12 protein-coding genes and 4 pseudogenes are annotated in these 16097 nt (G+C 62.2%); 9 read left to right on the top strand and 7 right to left on the bottom strand.

Annotated features, from left to right (window positions below; all coding sequences use genetic code 11):
- The first annotated feature begins 100 nt into the window (after nt 1-100).
- The 5 genes from PWF70_RS11155 to PWF70_RS11135 all read left to right on the top strand — a co-directional run bounded on the left by PWF70_RS11155 (nt 101) and on the right by PWF70_RS11135 (nt 5342).
- A complete protein-coding gene (locus PWF70_RS11155; protein WP_286352958.1) occupies nt 101-1621 on the top strand; it encodes a flavin-containing monooxygenase in 1521 nt (506 codons plus the stop codon).
- Nucleotides 1622-1668: 47 nt separating this feature from the next.
- The gene (locus PWF70_RS11150) at nt 1669-2538 is read left to right on the top strand and encodes an SDR family NAD(P)-dependent oxidoreductase (protein WP_286352957.1); all 870 of its coding nucleotides are present in this window, start codon (nt 1669-1671) and stop codon (nt 2536-2538) included.
- Entirely contained in the window at nt 2535-3605 is a 1071-nt protein-coding gene (locus PWF70_RS11145) for a ferredoxin--NADP reductase (protein WP_286352956.1), read from the top strand. The genes PWF70_RS11150 and PWF70_RS11145 overlap by 4 nt, the downstream gene beginning before the upstream one ends.
- Nucleotides 3595-4500, top strand: coding sequence for an alpha/beta fold hydrolase (locus tag PWF70_RS11140; protein ID WP_010844919.1), 906 nt, complete (start codon nt 3595-3597; stop codon nt 4498-4500). The genes PWF70_RS11145 and PWF70_RS11140 overlap by 11 nt, the downstream gene beginning before the upstream one ends.
- A gap of 89 nt (nt 4501-4589) precedes the next feature.
- A complete protein-coding gene (locus PWF70_RS11135) occupies nt 4590-5342 on the top strand; it encodes a TetR/AcrR family transcriptional regulator (RefSeq protein WP_042378677.1) in 753 nt (250 codons plus the stop codon).
- Nucleotides 5343-5712: 370 nt separating this feature from the next.
- Here the strand turns inward: PWF70_RS11135 and istB are convergent, their stop codons facing one another.
- The 7 genes and pseudogenes from istB to PWF70_RS11100 form a co-directional block, all read right to left on the bottom strand.
- Nucleotides 5713-6501: an IS21-like element helper ATPase IstB gene (istB, locus tag PWF70_RS11130; protein WP_006902471.1), complete on the bottom strand. Its 789-nt coding sequence runs from the start codon at nt 6499-6501 to the stop codon at nt 5713-5715.
- On the bottom strand, nt 6498-8009 hold the full coding sequence (istA, locus tag PWF70_RS11125; RefSeq protein WP_127961568.1) for an IS21 family transposase: 1512 nt from the start codon (nt 8007-8009) through the stop codon (nt 6498-6500). Before istA ends, istB begins: the two co-directional genes overlap by 4 nt.
- 519 nt (nt 8010-8528) lie before the next feature.
- Nucleotides 8529-9500, bottom strand: a pseudogene (locus PWF70_RS11120) (IS256 family transposase); the annotation flags it as partial.
- Nucleotides 9501-9554: 54 nt separating this feature from the next.
- Nucleotides 9555-9713: pseudogene (locus PWF70_RS11115) on the bottom strand (IS21 family transposase); the annotation flags it as partial.
- Nucleotides 9710-10294: pseudogene (locus tag PWF70_RS11110) on the bottom strand (NAD(P)/FAD-dependent oxidoreductase); the annotation flags it as partial. The pseudogenes PWF70_RS11110 and PWF70_RS11115, both read right to left, overlap by 4 nt.
- Nucleotides 10291-11682: a cytochrome P450 gene (locus PWF70_RS11105; RefSeq protein ID WP_154884660.1), complete on the bottom strand. Its 1392-nt coding sequence runs from the start codon at nt 11680-11682 to the stop codon at nt 10291-10293. The pseudogene PWF70_RS11110 and the gene PWF70_RS11105, both read right to left, overlap by 4 nt.
- 26 nt (nt 11683-11708) lie before the next feature.
- A complete protein-coding gene (locus PWF70_RS11100) occupies nt 11709-12029 on the bottom strand; it encodes a 2Fe-2S iron-sulfur cluster-binding protein (protein WP_127963145.1) in 321 nt (106 codons plus the stop codon).
- Between the two features lie 135 nt (nt 12030-12164).
- Here PWF70_RS11100 and PWF70_RS11095 point away from each other — a divergent pair.
- The 4 genes and pseudogenes from PWF70_RS11095 to PWF70_RS11080 form a co-directional block, all read left to right on the top strand.
- Nucleotides 12165-12452, top strand: a pseudogene (locus PWF70_RS11095) (transposase); the annotation flags it as partial.
- A gap of 210 nt (nt 12453-12662) precedes the next feature.
- The gene (locus tag PWF70_RS11090) at nt 12663-13712 is read left to right on the top strand and encodes an IS110 family RNA-guided transposase (protein WP_286352762.1); all 1050 of its coding nucleotides are present in this window, start codon (nt 12663-12665) and stop codon (nt 13710-13712) included.
- A gap of 41 nt (nt 13713-13753) precedes the next feature.
- Nucleotides 13754-14716 carry an IS3 family transposase gene (locus tag PWF70_RS11085; protein ID WP_286352954.1) on the top strand — a complete coding sequence of 321 codons (963 nt, stop codon included), beginning with the start codon at nt 13754-13756 and terminating at the stop codon, nt 14714-14716.
- A gap of 128 nt (nt 14717-14844) precedes the next feature.
- Nucleotides 14845-15813, top strand: coding sequence for an endonuclease/exonuclease/phosphatase family protein (locus tag PWF70_RS11080; protein ID WP_035755546.1), 969 nt, complete (start codon nt 14845-14847; stop codon nt 15811-15813).
- Nucleotides 15814-16097: the final 284 nt, after the last annotated feature.

Here is a 16097-nt window from a genome sequence, read left to right as displayed (position 1 = left end):
CGATGGCTTCGCGATCACTTCCGCCTCAACAGATCACCCGCTGCCACTGTGCGCAGGTGATGTGTTGTGCCAACGAACCCACGAGGGAGAAAGCATAAACATGGCATCTTCAACTACCCGGCGCGCCTCGCGCGCCGCCGCCAAAACCGACTCAACCGACGACCCGATTTCGACCAAGATTCTGATCATCGGAAGCGGGTTCTCTGGTCTCGGGATGGCCGCACAGCTAAGACGTCGCGGGTACAGCGACTTTCTTATCCTGGAGAAGGCAAGCTCCGTCGGTGGAACCTGGCGCGACAATACCTATCCGGGCTGTGCATGTGACGTCCCGTCGCTGATGTACTCGTACTCATTCGAGAGTCGAGGTAGCTGGTCGAAGGTGTGGTCGTCACAACCAGAAATTGAGCGGTATCTACAAGATGTGGCGGACAAGCGCGGCGTGACACAAAAGATTCATTTCGGTCAGAAGTTGGTTTCCGGATACTGGAGCGAGTCAGAGTCGCGGTGGCACCTGCGTACTGAGTCCGGACGTGAGTACATTGCTCAGTTCGTAGTTTCAGGAGTCGGTGCGCTGCATATCCCCAATTTTCCCGAAATTTCGGGGATTGAGGACTTTAAAGGCGAAGCGTTTCACTCCGCACAGTGGGATCATTCGGTGGATCTGGAGGGCAAGCGTGTCGCCGTGATCGGCACTGGTGCCAGCGCTATCCAGTTTGTGCCGTTCGTACAGAAGGAGGCCATGTCCCTCAAGGTCTTCCAGCGAACCCCTGCCTGGGTCCTACCGCGCAAGAATTTCACCGTTCCGCCGGCCCTGCGGACTCTTCTGAGCAGACTCCCGATTGCACGTCGTATCGCCAGGTGGTCGGTGTACTGGGGTGCGGAGAGCCTAGCCTTCGGCCTCAACGGTCACTCCAACCTTATGCGGCCAATCGAACGGGTCGCTCGGTGGAACATTGAACGCTCCATCTCTGATCCGGCACTACGCAAGAAACTGACCCCGTCATATCGCATCGGCTGTAAGCGAATTCTGGGGTCAAACGACTATTACCCTGCACTTGCGGCGCCCAACACCACCGTCATCAGCGATCGGATTGAGAGGGTCACCGCTGATTCCATCGTCACCTCAGACGGCGTCGAGCACCTCATCGATGTAATTATTTATGCGACCGGTTTTCACGTGACTGATGGTTTCGATCAGCTCGCCCTGAAAGGTGCCACTGGCGAGGATCTCCCGTCCCACTGGCATCAGACGGGGATTAACACGCACCTGGGCATCACGACCGCGGGTTTTCCCAACCTGTTTTTCCTCCTCGGACCCAACACGGGCCTCGGCCACAACTCAGTGGTGTTCATGATCGAGCAACAGATCAAATACATCATGAAGGCTATCGACACAGTAGGAAGCCGAGGCGCTGAGAAGGTTGACGTACGCCCGTCCGTGCAAGAACGGTTCAACACCGACATCCAGCGGAAGCTGGCCAAGGGAGTGTGGACCAACGGCGGCTGCACGAGTTGGTATCTCGACTCGCAGGGCGTCAACCGGACCGTGTGGCCGGGCTTCACATGGCAGTACTGGCGCGCCACAAAAGATTTCGACCCCGCCGAGTACGACATCGCCTGAGCCCGAACGCACGGAGAGACACGATTCGTAGAAATGGTGAGACGACAGTGAGCAATTCTGACCGGCATGATTACACAGGCAAGGTGGCAGTGATCACCGGTGCCGCGTCAGGGATCGGTCGGTCTCTGGCACTCCAGTTGGCGGAGCGAGGTGCCGCACTGGCACTGTCCGACATTGATGAGATGCACTTGAAGGAGACTGCAGAACTTTGCCGCACCAGGTACGGGGCGACGGTAACCGCCGCCGTACTAGACGTTGCGGACCGCAGTGCGTTTCAGGACTATGCCGACGGAGTGCGGTCAGAGTCGGGCCACGTCGACATGGTGTTCAACAACGCCGGCGTGGCCTTGGGCGTCGACGTGGTCGACATGACCTGGGAAGACTTCGACTGGCTCATGGGCATCAACTTTGGCGGAGTCGTTAACGGGTCGAAGGCGTTTCTGCCTCACCTGATCGCGTCCGGGGACGGACATCTCATTAACACGTCGAGCGTCTTCGGCTTGATCGGAATCCCCAGCCAGAGCGCATACAATGCCGCGAAATTCGGCGTCAGAGGCTTTACCGAGGCGCTCCGACAGGAGATGAAAATCAGTCGATACCCGGTCACAGTGACGTGTGTGCACCCGGGGGGTGTAAAAACCAACATTGTCAACAATGCCCGAGGCCTCTCCGCCATGGGGGCAGACACCGCGACTGTCGCCTCGTTGTTCGACAGGATCGCACGAAGCACCCCGGATAAAGCAGCGGCGACAATCCTCAAAGGTATGGACAAGAAGAAGGCACGAGTGTTGATCGGTGCGGACGCCCGCGGTTTCGACTTCGTGGCACGGGTGGTCGGTCCCCGCTACCAGGACATCGCGGCGCCACTGACACGGGCGGGTTACGCGGTCGCACGTAGACAGGGGATCCTCAAGTGACCGTCGAACCCGATGCACGTCCGGCTGCCGCAGCCCGCTCACGCACCTTGCGCGTCTCAGAAGTGACCCAGGAAACGAAAGACTCCGTCACCATTTCGTTCGAGATCCCCGATGCCATGGTCGAGGAGTTCAAGCATGTCCCAGGGCAATTCATCACCGTGAAGATCCCGTCTGATCGGACCGGTCATGTCGCACGATGCTACTCGTTGAGCAGCTCGCCTCACGTCGAGGACTTCCGTCTCGAGATCGGGATCAAGCGGACGGAGAACGGTTACGCATCGAACTGGCTGTGCGACAACGCGATGACGGGAATGGAGTTGACCGTCCTCCCGCCGTCGGGGCACTTCACGGCTAAGAATCTCGACGTCGATTTTCTATTCTTTGCAGGAGGAAGTGGGATCACTCCGGTCTTGTCGCTGATTAAGTCGGCCCTTGTGGTCGGTGGGGGCGAAGTCACACTGTTCTACGCGAATCGCGATGCCGAGTCGATCATGTACGAGGGCCAACTGGCGCAGATCGCCTCCGAGTTCCCCGAGCGTTTCACGGTCTTCCACTGGTTGGAGTCGGCTATGGGGATTCCGGCACCTGAGGATGTCGAATCCGCCATACGTGAGCACCGCGGTGCACAGATCTACACCTGTGGTCCGGCGCCGTTCATGGATCTGGTTCAGAAGTCGGCGGAGGCCTGCGGTGTCGAGCACGCCTCGGTACATCGAGAAGTCTTTCAGTCACTGACCGGAGATCCATTCGAGACAGCCACGATGCGTCAGCTCAGTGACGACGATGGTGTGGCGACCGCCACGGTCTATCTGAATGGGCAGTCCATCACGACTGAGTGGCCGCGCAACACTCCGTTGCTCGACGTGCTATTGGCCCAAGGTCACAATGCCCCGTACTCCTGCCGAGAAGGGGCCTGCAGCGCGTGCGTATGCAAGCTGGTTGAGGGTGATGTAGAAATGGCACAAAACCACATCCTCGTTGAAGATGACATTGCCGACGGTGAACGGCTTGCGTGTCAGGCACTTCCGCTGACGGATGCAGTCACGGTGAGCTTCGATGACCTCTGAGATAGCGAGCGAGTCGCGAGGATCGCGGCACCTCGAGGTCCTCTCCTCCGACGGAACCAGGTTGTTCGCCCAGGAATTCGGCCCGGGCCGGGATGCTCCACTTCTAGTCTTTAGTCACGGCTGGGCCTGTCAGGGGCGTTTCTGGCGGCCACAGATCGAACAGTTCGCGGCGACGCATAGGGTAGTGGTCTACGACCAACGCGGACACGGGTGGAGCGACCGGGGCCGGGTACCGTTCTCGGCGAGACTTCTGGCCGATGACTTGGAGGCCGTAGTTCGGGCGGTAGCCACTCCCACCGACAAGGCTGTCGTGGTCGGACACAGCATGGGAGGTATGTCCATCATGAGCTGGGCAGCTGAGTACCCAGCCTCGGTGTCGGAGCTGGCCCGCGGAGTAGTACTGGCAAGCACCGGGCCATCACAGTTGGTGGATCGGTCAACGTTACTCAAAGTTCCCCGCCAGCTACGACCGAGACTTGAACGGGCCTTCGCGGCTAGTCTTGCGGTCGCGGGACCCGAGATGCAGGACACGCGTTTGTCTCGCCGCCTGATTCGTTACGGAACCCTGGGCCCGGGCGCGACTGTCGAGGTAATCGATGAGTGCGCCGACATCGTGTTGCGATGCCCACCACAGGTGCGGGGGATGTGGGGTGCGGTTTTGGCGACAATCGACGTCAGCAGGGGTGTTGACTCGCTGACAGTGCCGGCGGCGGTCATCGTGGGCGATGCCGACAGACTGACCCCGGCGGCCCATTCGGTGGATCTCGCAGCGCGACTGGGTCGGCAGGGCGTTCTATTTGAATTCACTCTTCTCGACAAGGTCGGTCACATGTCCAACCTAGAGGCCGTTGAAGACTTCAATTCAGCTGTGGCCAGGTTAGACAGATCCGCCTGAAGCTCGTCTCATCAACCAATGCCTCGGCCACGCGGGCGCCACGTGCTCACCGGCGCGACGAGTCGTCCATCCTGATAACCTAGGAGGCCATGTCTGTAGTCCGTCGAATCTCCGCGGCCCCGGTGAAAGTGCAGCGTCGTGTGCGCGACGCACGAAGCACGCGTTGGGACGACCACCGCGCTGTCGTTAAGGCTGAACTCGTCGACGCGGCTATACGCGCGATCGAAAAGTTCGGCGATGCTGTGAGCATGGACGATTTTGCGGAAGAGGCAGGTGCGTCGAAACCTAAGCTCTACCGCCATTTCGGTGACAGAGCTGGGCTCTATTCCGCCGTGGCAGCACGTCTGGGTTCGATGATGTGGGAGTCAGCGCAGTCAACTCTGCTCTCCGGACAGGAAGACAGCTCCGTTGACGAGCTTTTCCGTTCAGCGATCTCTGCATACGTATCCTTGGTCGACGACCATCCGGCGGTCGTCCGTTTCCTCATGACGAATCACATGTTCCAGTACTCTGAGTCCGGCGAGGGAGGGGCCGCAGATCAGCTGAGATCGGCAATGGAGATTATTTCTGACGAGTTCGCTCGTGGCCTCCGAGAGGTCGGCGCCGACGAGTCCCTCGTCGCCGTAGCAGTGGCCTCTATCCTAGGGGCTGGTCTATCAGCGACCCAGTGGTGGATCGATCACGGTCGGCAGAATGGAATGAGCAGGGACTTGTTTGCCGCGCACCTGTGCCAGACCTCGTGGGGGATTATTGACGGCGCTGCGGCCACGGTGGGCGTTCGCTTTCATAGAGACAGGCCCTTCGGAGACCCTGCATTCGCCACTCGCGTCGACCCCGTCTAATCACCCCGCACGAGTGGTCCGCCTGTTGTCACGCACGTGGCACGACAGCTCACTCAAAACGATGTGTATCCCACAAGTCCTGACTGCGGTGTGTGGAAAGTCGGCCTTCAACAGCATCGAAGATTGGTGTCGTCCGCCAATTTGTCTCCCCGCGATGGCCACACCGTGCACTACGCGATCCAAACAAGATTAATGCACCAGCCGGGGGCAGAGATGCTGTCATGACAGGCGGGAGCGGGAATGAACCGCAGTCGTGCATCCGGTCAGACGCGAGTGGGCATCGTTCGAACGAATTCGCTGGCGGTGTCAACGGCCAGTTTGATGTCCCCGCTGGTGGCCAGGTAAAAGTCCCCACCCTGTGCGGGATGTTTTAGGTGGGTGGTACCTCCGTTCGGTGTGTCATGCGGTAGGAGTCGCCGTCGGTGATGACGATGGTGGCGTGGTGTAGGAGTCGGTCGAGGATGCTGGCGGCGGTGGTGTGTTCGGGCAGGAAGCGTCCCCATTGTTCGAAGGGCCAGTGACTGGCGATCGCGAGAGAGCGGCGTTCGTAGGCGCCGGCGACGAGCCTGAATAGCAGTTGGGTGCCGGTGTCGTCGAGCGGGGCGAATCCGATCTCGTCGAGGATGAGCAGATCTTGGCGCAGCAGGGTGTCGATGGTTTTGCCGACGGTGTTGTCGGCCAGCCCGCGATACAGGGTCTCCACGAGGTCGGCGGCGGTGAAGTACCGCACTTTGTGTCCGGCGTGCACTGCGGCGATCCCCAGCCCGATCAGGGTGTGACTCTTGCCAGTCCCGGCTGGGCCGATCAAGGCCAGGTTGTGTTGGGCCCGAACCCATTCCAGCGAGGACAGGTATTCGAAGGTGTTGGCCGGGATGGACGATGCGGCCACGTCGAACGATTCCAGGGTTTTGGTGAGCGGGAACCCGGCAGCTTTGAGTCGGTTGCGGATGTTGGAGGCATCACGAGCGGCGATCTCGGCTTCGACCAGGGTCCGCAGTACTTCTTCGGGTGTCCACCGCTGAGTTTTCGCGGTGAGCAGCACCTCGGGTGCGGTGCGGCGGATCGAGGCCAGTTTCAATCGGCGTAGCGCGTGGTCGAGGTCGGCCGGTAGTGGCGGCACTGTTTGGGGTGCAACTGATGTCGATGTTGTGGTGGTCATGACACCTCCTTGTCGCCGGCGCCGAGCTTGTAGGCATCCAGCGAGCGGGTGGGCGCGGTAGGCAGATGCCCGAGCAGTGCTGTGCCGGCCGGTCGCGGGTTGGGGGTGCCGGCTCCGGCATCGAGGATCGAACGCACATCGGCGGCCTTGAACCGTCGGAACGCCACCGCCCTGGTCAGAGCGGTGAGCACCTGTTGATGGCCGTGGGAGGTGACCAGGCCGAGGATGTCATCGAGTTCACCGCCCAGGCGGGTGTTGCCGATCGCCGCGGCACCGACCAGGAACTGCTCAGCAACCTCACCGAGAGCGCAGAACTGTTTCTCCACCGCAGTTTTGGGTCGTGGTGCACGACTGGGCGGTGTGCGTGGCCCCCCGTAGTGGTCGTCGTTGAGGACGACCTCTCCGGGTGCGGCCAGCAGATGTTCGGCAACCATCTCACCGGAGGCGGGTTCGGCGATCAGGAGCCGCTCACCGTCCTGGATGAGGGTCACGGTGGTGCCGATGAGCCGGTTGGGTACCGAGTAGCGGGCCGAGGCGTACCGGATACACGAGAGGCGATCGACCTTACGGGTGACCGGCGGTGGACCGACTTGGGCCCGCAGAGATGGCAACTTCGACAGCACTTCTCGTTCCACATCGAGTTGCTCAGCAGGCACGCACAGTGTGTCGCTGTGGCGGCGGGTGTTGACCTCGACACACCAGTCCCGCGCGGCCCGGTTCGCTGCGTGCACATCCAGCTGCACGTCGTCACGACCTGCGGCGATCTTGGCTTCGGTCCACAACGGTTGCGCCAGATCCGACTGCGCGTACCCGCACAGGTTTTCCACGATCCCTTTCGATTCCGGATCGGCGCCGTGACAGAAGTCCGGGGCGAACCCGTAGTGGGTGGCAAACCGCACATACGTGGGGGTCGGTACGACGACGTTGGCGACGACCCCACCTTTGAGGCAGCCCATCCGATCAGCGAGTACCTTGTTGGGTACTCCACCGATCTCTTCCAACGCCTCGGCGATGAATCCGAGTGTGGTGGTGGATGTTTCGTTGGTGGCGAACCGAACGAACCGCCAGCGTGAGAACGCCAACACCGCGCAGAACATGTGTAGCCCGCCGATCACGGCCCAATCGATGACCAGGTAGTCACCCGGAGCCCACACTGCCGGGCGACGCCCACGATGATGGTCACGGCGCCACTGTGTTTTCTCCTGAGCGACGAGACGACGGAAGTTGCGGGCCGAGCCTGCATAACCCGCCGCTCGCGCTACTGATAGCAGACGTTTCGCGGTGATCCGGCCGCGCGACCGCTCGACTCGCTCAGCGACCAGCTCGGCAACGGTGTCGTAGTTGCGGGCCCGTACCATGCGATCTGGTGGTTGATCGTCGGCCTCGAACCGGTCGACCACACGCTTGACGGTCTTGTGGGTGGTGCCGCACACCTCGGCGGCGGCGCGATAGCTTCCGAGTTCTCGGTAAGCAGAAATGATGTCCATACGGTCCTTCGCAGACTTCAATGGAACTCCCAGGCGGTGACAGTGATCGGTTGGCACCTTCACCGTCATCGCCTGGGCCCTCAGTTCCGGGTCGACACGACGAACACAGGGTGGGGACTTTTATCTGGCCACCAGCGGGGACCTCGACCTGGCCACCAGTGGGGACTTTCTCATGGCCATGGACAGGCGGTCTGCAAAGCCGGCGCGGATGAATCCCCTCGTGTCTCCGACTGTGATGCCCATCTTGGGTGCCGGTTTCTCAGCGACGCGATGGTGGATCGATCAGGACGATCTAGATCGGTGAGTCACCGCGTGAGCTGTCGACTGCTCACCTGCTCAGTGTCAAGGACTTGGCGGCACGTTCCAGTGACATCGCAAGATCCGCCTCGAACTCAGGCAAAGCCGCAGCAAGACCGATCACGCAACGGAGCCGATCGGGTGCGGTCGAGTCCTTCTGCACCGCTGCACGTGCGATTGCCGTCCACCTCGTGGCCGCTCGATGGGCCGCACCGGCCAGGTCACCGGTTGCTTGATCGCCGGTGCGGTCTCGGCGTCGGGGGCGGTGTAGATCGGTTTAATCGCCCGAGCGACGTCTTTGCGGTCTTTGTAGTTCACGAACCGCATCGAGTTGCGGATCAGATGCACCACACAGGTTTGCACGGTGGCCAGCGGCCAGGTCGCCTCGATCGCTTCGGGGAATCCGGTGAGCCCGTCACAGCACACGATCAGCACGTCCTTGACGCCGCGGTTGGCCAGATTCGCACACACCCCGGCCCAGAACTTGGCGCCTTCTTCGGCCTGTATCCAGATTCCCAGCACATGCTTGACGCCGGCCATATCGACGCCAATAGCAATGTGGGCGTGCTTGTTTCGGACATGGGCGCCGTCTTTGACCTTCACCACCAGGGCGTCAAGGTAGATGACGGGATACAACGGCTCCAGCGGCCGGTTCTGCCATTCATCGACCGCGTCGAGGACCTCGTCGCAGATCTTCGAGATCGTCTCGTGCGAGAGATCGGTGCCGATCGTGGAGGCCAAATGGTGTTGGATGTCGCGCAACGTCATGCCGCCGGCGTAGAGCGAGATGATGATGTCGTCGAGGCCGCCGAGGCGGCGCGAGCCCTTCGGGACCAGCCGCGGGGTGAACGTGCCGTCACGGTCACGAGGAATGTTCAGCTCGACCGGCCCGGCCTCCGAGGCCACCGTTTTCGGGCTCGACCCGTTACGGGCGTTGGGCAACTCCCGCCCGGCCGGATCGCCCTTGGCATAGCCGAGGTGATCGGTCAGCTCGGCCTTCAGACCGCGTTCGAGGGCCAGTTTGATCAGACCTGGGATCAACCCGCCTTCGCCGGTGATCTGGACCTGGCCGGTATCGATCTGGGCGAGCAGCTCATCGACCATGCCCGAGGCCTGTAATGCCTCGGCGACTTCCGCGGTCGAGCGCGGCTCGGCCAGTTCAGGCAACTGCTCGTCGTCGTGGCCCTGCTGCTTGTCGTCTAACGCCATGCTCATAGATCTTCCTCTCACTGATGAGCACTGGACTTACACAGACCATCTGACACCCCCGATCATCACTGCCGACCGGTACCGGGAGAACGCCAACGTCATCACCAGGACCGGAAGAATGCCGAACTGGCCATGGCCCAATGGGATTCGATAATCGGGGAACCACAGGTCCCACTGCGAGCACCCGCCGGGCCGATAGACCACACGATCAGCCGGATCCGATCGAAGAACGCCGACACCACTGGTGCCGTAACCCGTTCGAGGACGCGTGCTGCGGCTTCAAGAACAGTCACCTCCACTCCCAGAGCACGTAGTGAAGCGGCCGTTTCCAGACCGATGTAGCCACCCCCGACGATGACGACTCTCCGGCCCTGTACGGCCGCAGCACGGATGGCCTCAACGTCGGACGCAGTGCGCAGAGAATGGACGCCTGCGAGTTCAGCGCCGGGCACCGGCAGTTGGCGGGCACGCGCGCCCGTGCAGATGGCCAGCCGGGAGTAGGTGACTACGTTCCCGCTGCCCATGGTGACGGAGCGTGCATCGCGGTCGATCGCTATCACAGTCTCGGCGTCGAGCTCGATGCTCTGTTGCTCGTAGAACTGCCGTCCGCGGATCGCGAAATCATCGAGTTCCGAGGTACCAGCCAGGTACGCCTTCGACAAGGGCGGGCGCTGGTAGGGCAACCTGCCTTCATCGTCGATGAGCAGGATGTCGCCATCCCACTTCTCCTTGCGGAGATTGCCCGCGAGCTGAGCGCCCGCGTGGCTGGCGCCGACGATGACCGCGCGATTTGCTGTCACGAATCCTCCTTGGGTGTCAGGCGCACCATCATCTTGCTGATACCGCGAACAAAATTCGACTGGACGTACTCGGGGGTGCCCACCACTTCGATGTTGTCGAAACGCTGCAGGAGTTCCTCCCAGAGGATGCGAAGCTGGAGCTCGGCGAGCCGGTTGCCCATGCATCGGTGCACGCCGAATCCGAAAGCGATGTGGTTACGGGCGTTGGAGCGGTCGACGATGAGCTCGTCGGGGCGTTCGAACACGCGCTCGTCGCGATTTCCAGACGCGTACCACATCACGACTTTGTCGCCCTTGCGGATGAACTGACCGTTGATCATCACGTCGGTCTTGGCGATGCGCCGCATATATGCCAAGGGCGTCTGCCACCGGATAATCTCCGACACCGCGTTGGGGACGAGGTCGTGATTGGCCTTGAGCTTCGCGAACTGGTCGGGGAACTCGTTGAGCGCCAGGACTCCGCCGCTCATGGAGTTCCGGGTGGTGTCGTTGCCCCCGACGATCAGTAGCACCAGATTTCCAAGGAATTCCATCGGGCGATCGTCGAGGAGATTCTTGGTGTCGTCGTTGCTCTGCAGCATGGTGATCAAATCGAAGCCGGGCTCCTCTCCGGCCGCGGTCCGTGCGGCTTTGTCCCGCCACAGGGCGCTGAGACCCTGCGCCATGGCCACCATTTCGCGAAACACCTCGTCGTTGTCTGAGGGTCCGCCGTTGGCCTGCTCCATCGAGGTGACGAGGTCGGACCACTCGACCAACCTGTGACGTTGCTCGTAGGGGAAATCGAGCAGGGTGGCGAGCATGCGTGCGGTCAGTTCGATCGACACGTTCTTGACCCAGTCGAACGGTTCGTTGCTCGGCAGACCGTCGAGAACGTCCTTGACGCGGGAGCGGATGAGCCCCTCCATCTCGCGCAAGTTCTTTGGGGCGACGACTCCTTGGACGGCGGCTCGCTGCTGATCGTGCCGGGGGGGATCCATCGCGATGAACATTGCGATGTCCATGAATCGCGGCGGCCTACCGATGATGATAAATGGCTCGGCGGAGAACGCCTTATGGTTCTTATCGACAGCGATGATGTCGGCGTGGCGGGTGATTGACCAGAACGGACCGAAGGGACTGTGCGCCTGGTAGTGCACGGGCGCCTCATTGCGGACGCGCTCAAAGTACGAGCGCCATTTGCCCTGGCGGTAGAGGAACGGGTTGCTCAGATCGATGTCGAGAAGATCGACCTCGTCGACGGGGGGGATCGGTGTCTCAGTGAACATCGTCTGCCCATCGGTACGCGTGACCACTCGCCGCGTCTTGTCGTACAGATGCGCACCGCGGATCTGCAGATCGATCGGAATGAGGGACTGCGCCTTCTGTGTGACCGTGGCTGCGATGTTCATGCGATGCTCCTGTGGGCTGTCCGGGGTCAGAGTTGAAATTCGGGGAGGCGGACCGCCAGGCCGTCCCATTCGTCGGACGCCACCATCTGGCACGACAGTCGGGAATTCGCTTCGCGTTCCGGGTGCATACTGAGCATCTCCTCCTCGACCTCGGTGCAAAGGCCGACGGTGTCAATCCACGCCGCGTCGACGATGACATGGCAGGTCCCGCAGGCCGCCTCACCGCCGCAGTCCCCGTCGATTCCCGGAACCGCCTCGTCCACTGCGGTTTGCATCAATGACTTGCCAGGCGTCAGCGTGGCGGGATAGTTGTCTCCGTCATGGGTGACATAGGTGATCGTGGCCATGGCCGCCTCCTTGATCGTGAGTGCTTCCTCGAGTCTGGACGCATCGGGTTCACCCAATCCATGGTCCAACGTCGCAATGAGTTTGTCCCGCCCCGGGTTTGATGGAGACATCGAAACCTGGAGGAACAGAGGAAGATGGCAGCACAGCGTAAGTACCCGTTGGAGTTGAGGGAGCGGGCGACTCGGTTGGCGGTGGAGGCTCGGCGGGATCGGGTATCGAAGGTCGGTGCGATTAAGCGGATTGCGGACCAGCTCGGGGTGCATCCCGAGGCGTTGCGGACGTGGGTGAAGCAGGCCGAGATCGACGGCGGTGTCGTGCCGGGTGTCACCTCGGCCGAGGCGGGCCGGATCGCGGAGTTGGAGCGGGAGAACCGTGAGTTGCGGCGGGCGAACACGATCTTGAAGCAGGCATCGGCTTTCTTCGCCTCAATGCCATCCTGAGTAGGCCCGGCGGGATTCGCTCGTTTCTTTGCTGCCCCAGCTTCTGTTGGTGGCTTATCCCGATGTGCGGTCCTGCCGGGTCCCGGACGGTCGTCCGCGTGGCTTGATAGAAGCGTGCCGCTGGTGCCCGATTGAGGCGTGCCCAACGACGACTGCCGGTACCTCGTTCACCCCATCGATCGGAGTCCTCAGTTGATCGTTATCGGAGTCGACGCCCACAAGTCCACTCATACCTTTGTCGCAGTCGACGAGGTCGGACGCAAGCTCGCAGAGCTGACCGCAAAGGCCACTACCGACGGGCACTTGTCCGCCATCGAGTGGGCCACACAATGGCCTCAGCTCCAGTTCGCGCTCGAAGACTGCCGCCACGTCACCCGCCGATTGGAGGCCGATCTGCTCAATCGCGGGCATGCTGTGGTCCGGGTCAAGACCCAACTAATGGCTTTACACCGACGCAGCGCCCGCGAGCCGGGCAAGTCCGATCCGATCGACGCACACGCCGTCGCGATGGCTGCACTGCGCGAGCCGAACCTGCCGATCGCACGTTTGGACGGCCCCGCCCGGGAAGTCAAACTGCTCAGCGATCACCGGCACGATTTGGTTTGCGAGAGAACAAAACTCATCAGCAGGCTACGCTGGCACCTGCACGAGCTCGACCCCGAACTTCACGTCCCTCTCCGAGGGATCCGGCATTACCGTGTGATGGACGAGCTCGCCGACCGGCTTACGCATTTCACCGGCGTGGTTGCCCAGATCGCTGGAGAACTCCTCAGCCGATGCCGGCAGATGACCCGCCAGATCAACGACCTCGAACGCCAGATCCGCGACCGCGTCCGGGTTCTGGCTCCGTCGTTGCTCGCAATTCCAGGCTGTGGGGTTCTTTCCGCGGCGGTCATCATCGGTGAGACTGCCGGAGCGCACCGCTTCCACTCCAAAGACGCCTACGCAAAGTTCAACGGTACGGCCCCGATCCCGGTGTGGTCGGCGCAGGAGCGGGTGCGTCTCAATCGCGGTGGCAACCGTACAGTCAACGCCGCCTTGCACGCCATCGCCATCACACAGGTCGCACGCGGCGGCCTCGGCAAAGCCTATGTGGCCAAACTGCAGGCTGCGGGCAAGACCCGACGCGAGGCGCTACGACTGCTTCGTCGCCGTATCTCCGATCGCGTGTTCCAGGTCCTGCGTGCCGATGAATCCGAACTCGGGAATACCGCAAAAGGACCGTTCGCGGTGGCGGCTTGACATAGAAGCATCGCGGAGATCGACCGCCCACAGCGCTGATCGTGGAGTTCGTCGCCGCTTTCCGCGACGAACACGGAGTCGATCCGATCTGCGCGGCCCTGAGAGATACGGCCGCCCAGATCGCTCCGTCCACGGTGCGAGCTCATTTGAGTTCTCGACGAGTCGAAGCGCCTCGGGTGGTCCGTGACCGCGAGATCCTCGGCGAGATCCGCACAGTGCATGCCGACAATCTCGGTGTTTACGGTGCCCGCAAAGTTCATGCCGAACTACGCAGGAAGGGTCTCGGCGTGGCCCGATGCACCGTCGAACGGTTGATGAAAGCTGATGGGCTGCAGGGGATAACGCGATTGAAGACGCGGAAGACCACGCGTAGCGAGGGGGCCGAAACTCCGCGGCCGGCAGATCGTGTGGAACGGCAGTTCACCGCGGCGGCGCCCAACGCGCTGTGGGTGGCCGACCTGACCTACATCCGCACTCACTCGGGGTGGGTGTATGCCGCGTTCATCCTCGATGTCTTCTCGAGGATGATCGTGGGCTGGCAGGTCTCGACCACCATGCACACCGACCTCGCGCTCGACGCCTTGAATATGGGGTTGTGGGCGCGGTCGCGTGCCGGCCAGGACGTGGCCGGGCTGATTCACCACTCCGACCGCGGAGTGCAGTATCGAGCCATCCGTTACACCGAACGTCTCGCCGAGGCCGATGCGGTGACTTCGGTTGGCTCCAAGGGCGATTCGTACGACAATGCGATGGCCGAGGCGTTCAACTCGCTGTTCAAAGCCGAATGCATCCGCAACCCAGTCATGCGCCCTCGAGGCGGCTGGGGCGGTGTCGGCGAGGTCGAGATCGCCGTCGCCGAGTACATCGATTGGTTCAATCACCGCCGTCTGCACGGCGAGATCGGACACGTCCCACCCGTCGAGTACGAGGCCGCCTACTGGTCGACCCACATGGTCACCAGCTACCGTGAGAACCCGGTCCCTGCAACCGCTGGAACCAACTAACCGAGCCTCCAGCAAACCCGGGGCGATTCACCATAGATCGAACCGACTGGTGGCTTGGCTGACAGCCCCTGTCGCCGACAGCCTCCACTCGACGATCACCCGCCAGAGAGCGTGACGGTGATCGTGGCATGATCGGCCGCATGCGTGGACTGCTACGAGCACTCGGGTGGGGTGCGGTCCTCGCCGCTGCTGCCGGTGTTGCTGCCCACTATTCTGGCCTGGTCAGCAATTTCGCTTCCCGGGTAGCGGCGTTCACGCCGGTGCTGATCATCGTCGGTGTCCTCGGTCTGATGCTGCTGCTCGCCGCGCGCGCCTGGCTTTCCGCGGCGGGAGCTGTGCTCGTCATCGCCGTAGGCGTGACGGCGCAGGCCCCACTGTATCGGGGGGTCGACGAACAGGTCTCGGACTCGGACCTTACCGTGATGCAGGCCAATATCTATCTCGGGCAAGCTGATCCGGACGCGCTAGTGTCGCGGGTGCGCGACTCAGGCGTTGACGTCCTCACGATAGTCGAGCTGACGCCTGAGGCGGTGGGAGCCCTCGAGCGCGCCGGGTTGCGCCAAGCCTTGCCGTTCGCGTTTCTCCGTCCCCGAGACGGTGGAGGTGGAGCTGGCATCTATGCGCGGGCCCCGCTGACCGACGGGCAACTCCTGCGGGGATTCGAACTGTCGAACCTTCGCGCGCGACTGCTGCTTCCGAACCGCTCGCCCATCTCGATCTATGCACTGCACCCGTTGCCGCCGTATCCCGAACCGTCGTGGCGCTGGGATGCCGAGCTCCGCGAGTTGCGCTCGATCCTCTTCGCCGACACAGATCCACTGATCATCGGCGCCGATGCGAACTCGACCTACGACCACCGCTCCTTCCGGCAGCTACTGTCTGGACCCTCGAATTCGCCCCAACTGACCGACGCCGCCGAGCATCTCGGATCGGGCGTCGTCGCGACCTATCCTGCCGGCCGGCCCTACCCGTCGCTGCTTGCGCTCGACCGGGTGCTGACACGCAATGGCCCGACACCGACATCGTTCCGGCGGATCGATCTGCCGGGCTCCGACCATCACGGGGTGCTCGCGCGCATCCGGCTCAGCGAAGGATGACGTCCCCGAGTAATCTCGAACCATCGGAACACCTCGGTTCGTGACCGACAGCCTTATGTCATCAACTCGATCGAGCCTGGCAAGCTATCTCCCCCAACGATTTCCATATGCCACCACTGGCTACTTAATGATTCAGCCGGGCGGCGCCGGTGAGGGTGGAGGTGGGTTGCGGTCGCCGGGTTGGGGTATCGGGAAGGTCATCGACGGGCTCGGTGGGTCCGGTGGTGCGAGCCGGTTTTGGGGGTTGGCTCGCAACGCGGCCTCAGCCGCGGCTAGGGGCGCTG

The organism is Gordonia sp. Swx-4, assembly GCF_030316175.1.
In the GTDB taxonomy this organism is placed as follows: domain Bacteria; phylum Actinomycetota; class Actinomycetes; order Mycobacteriales; family Mycobacteriaceae; genus Gordonia; species Gordonia alkanivorans.
The sequence above is the reverse complement of the archived record's forward strand: the minus strand, read 5'-3'. Positions and strand labels throughout refer to the sequence as shown.

What these genes read in the sequence shown, in the direction of transcription:
- PWF70_RS11080 (WP_035755546.1), top strand. Translation starts at nt 14,845, where the DNA reads ATGATCGGCCGCATGCGTGGACTGCTACGAGCACTCGGGTGGGGTGCG.
- PWF70_RS11105 (WP_154884660.1), bottom strand. Translation starts at nt 11,682, where the DNA reads ATGAACATCGCAGCCACGGTCACACAGAAGGCGCAGTCCCTCATTCCG.
- PWF70_RS11135 (WP_042378677.1), top strand. Translation starts at nt 4,590, where the DNA reads ATGTCTGTAGTCCGTCGAATCTCCGCGGCCCCGGTGAAAGTGCAGCGT.
- PWF70_RS11140 (WP_010844919.1), top strand. Translation starts at nt 3,595, where the DNA reads ATGACCTCTGAGATAGCGAGCGAGTCGCGAGGATCGCGGCACCTCGAG.
- PWF70_RS11100 (WP_127963145.1), bottom strand. Translation starts at nt 12,029, where the DNA reads ATGGCCACGATCACCTATGTCACCCATGACGGAGACAACTATCCCGCC.
- PWF70_RS11155 (WP_286352958.1), top strand. Translation starts at nt 101, where the DNA reads ATGGCATCTTCAACTACCCGGCGCGCCTCGCGCGCCGCCGCCAAAACC.
- istB (WP_006902471.1), bottom strand. Translation starts at nt 6,501, where the DNA reads ATGACCACCACAACATCGACATCAGTTGCACCCCAAACAGTGCCGCCA.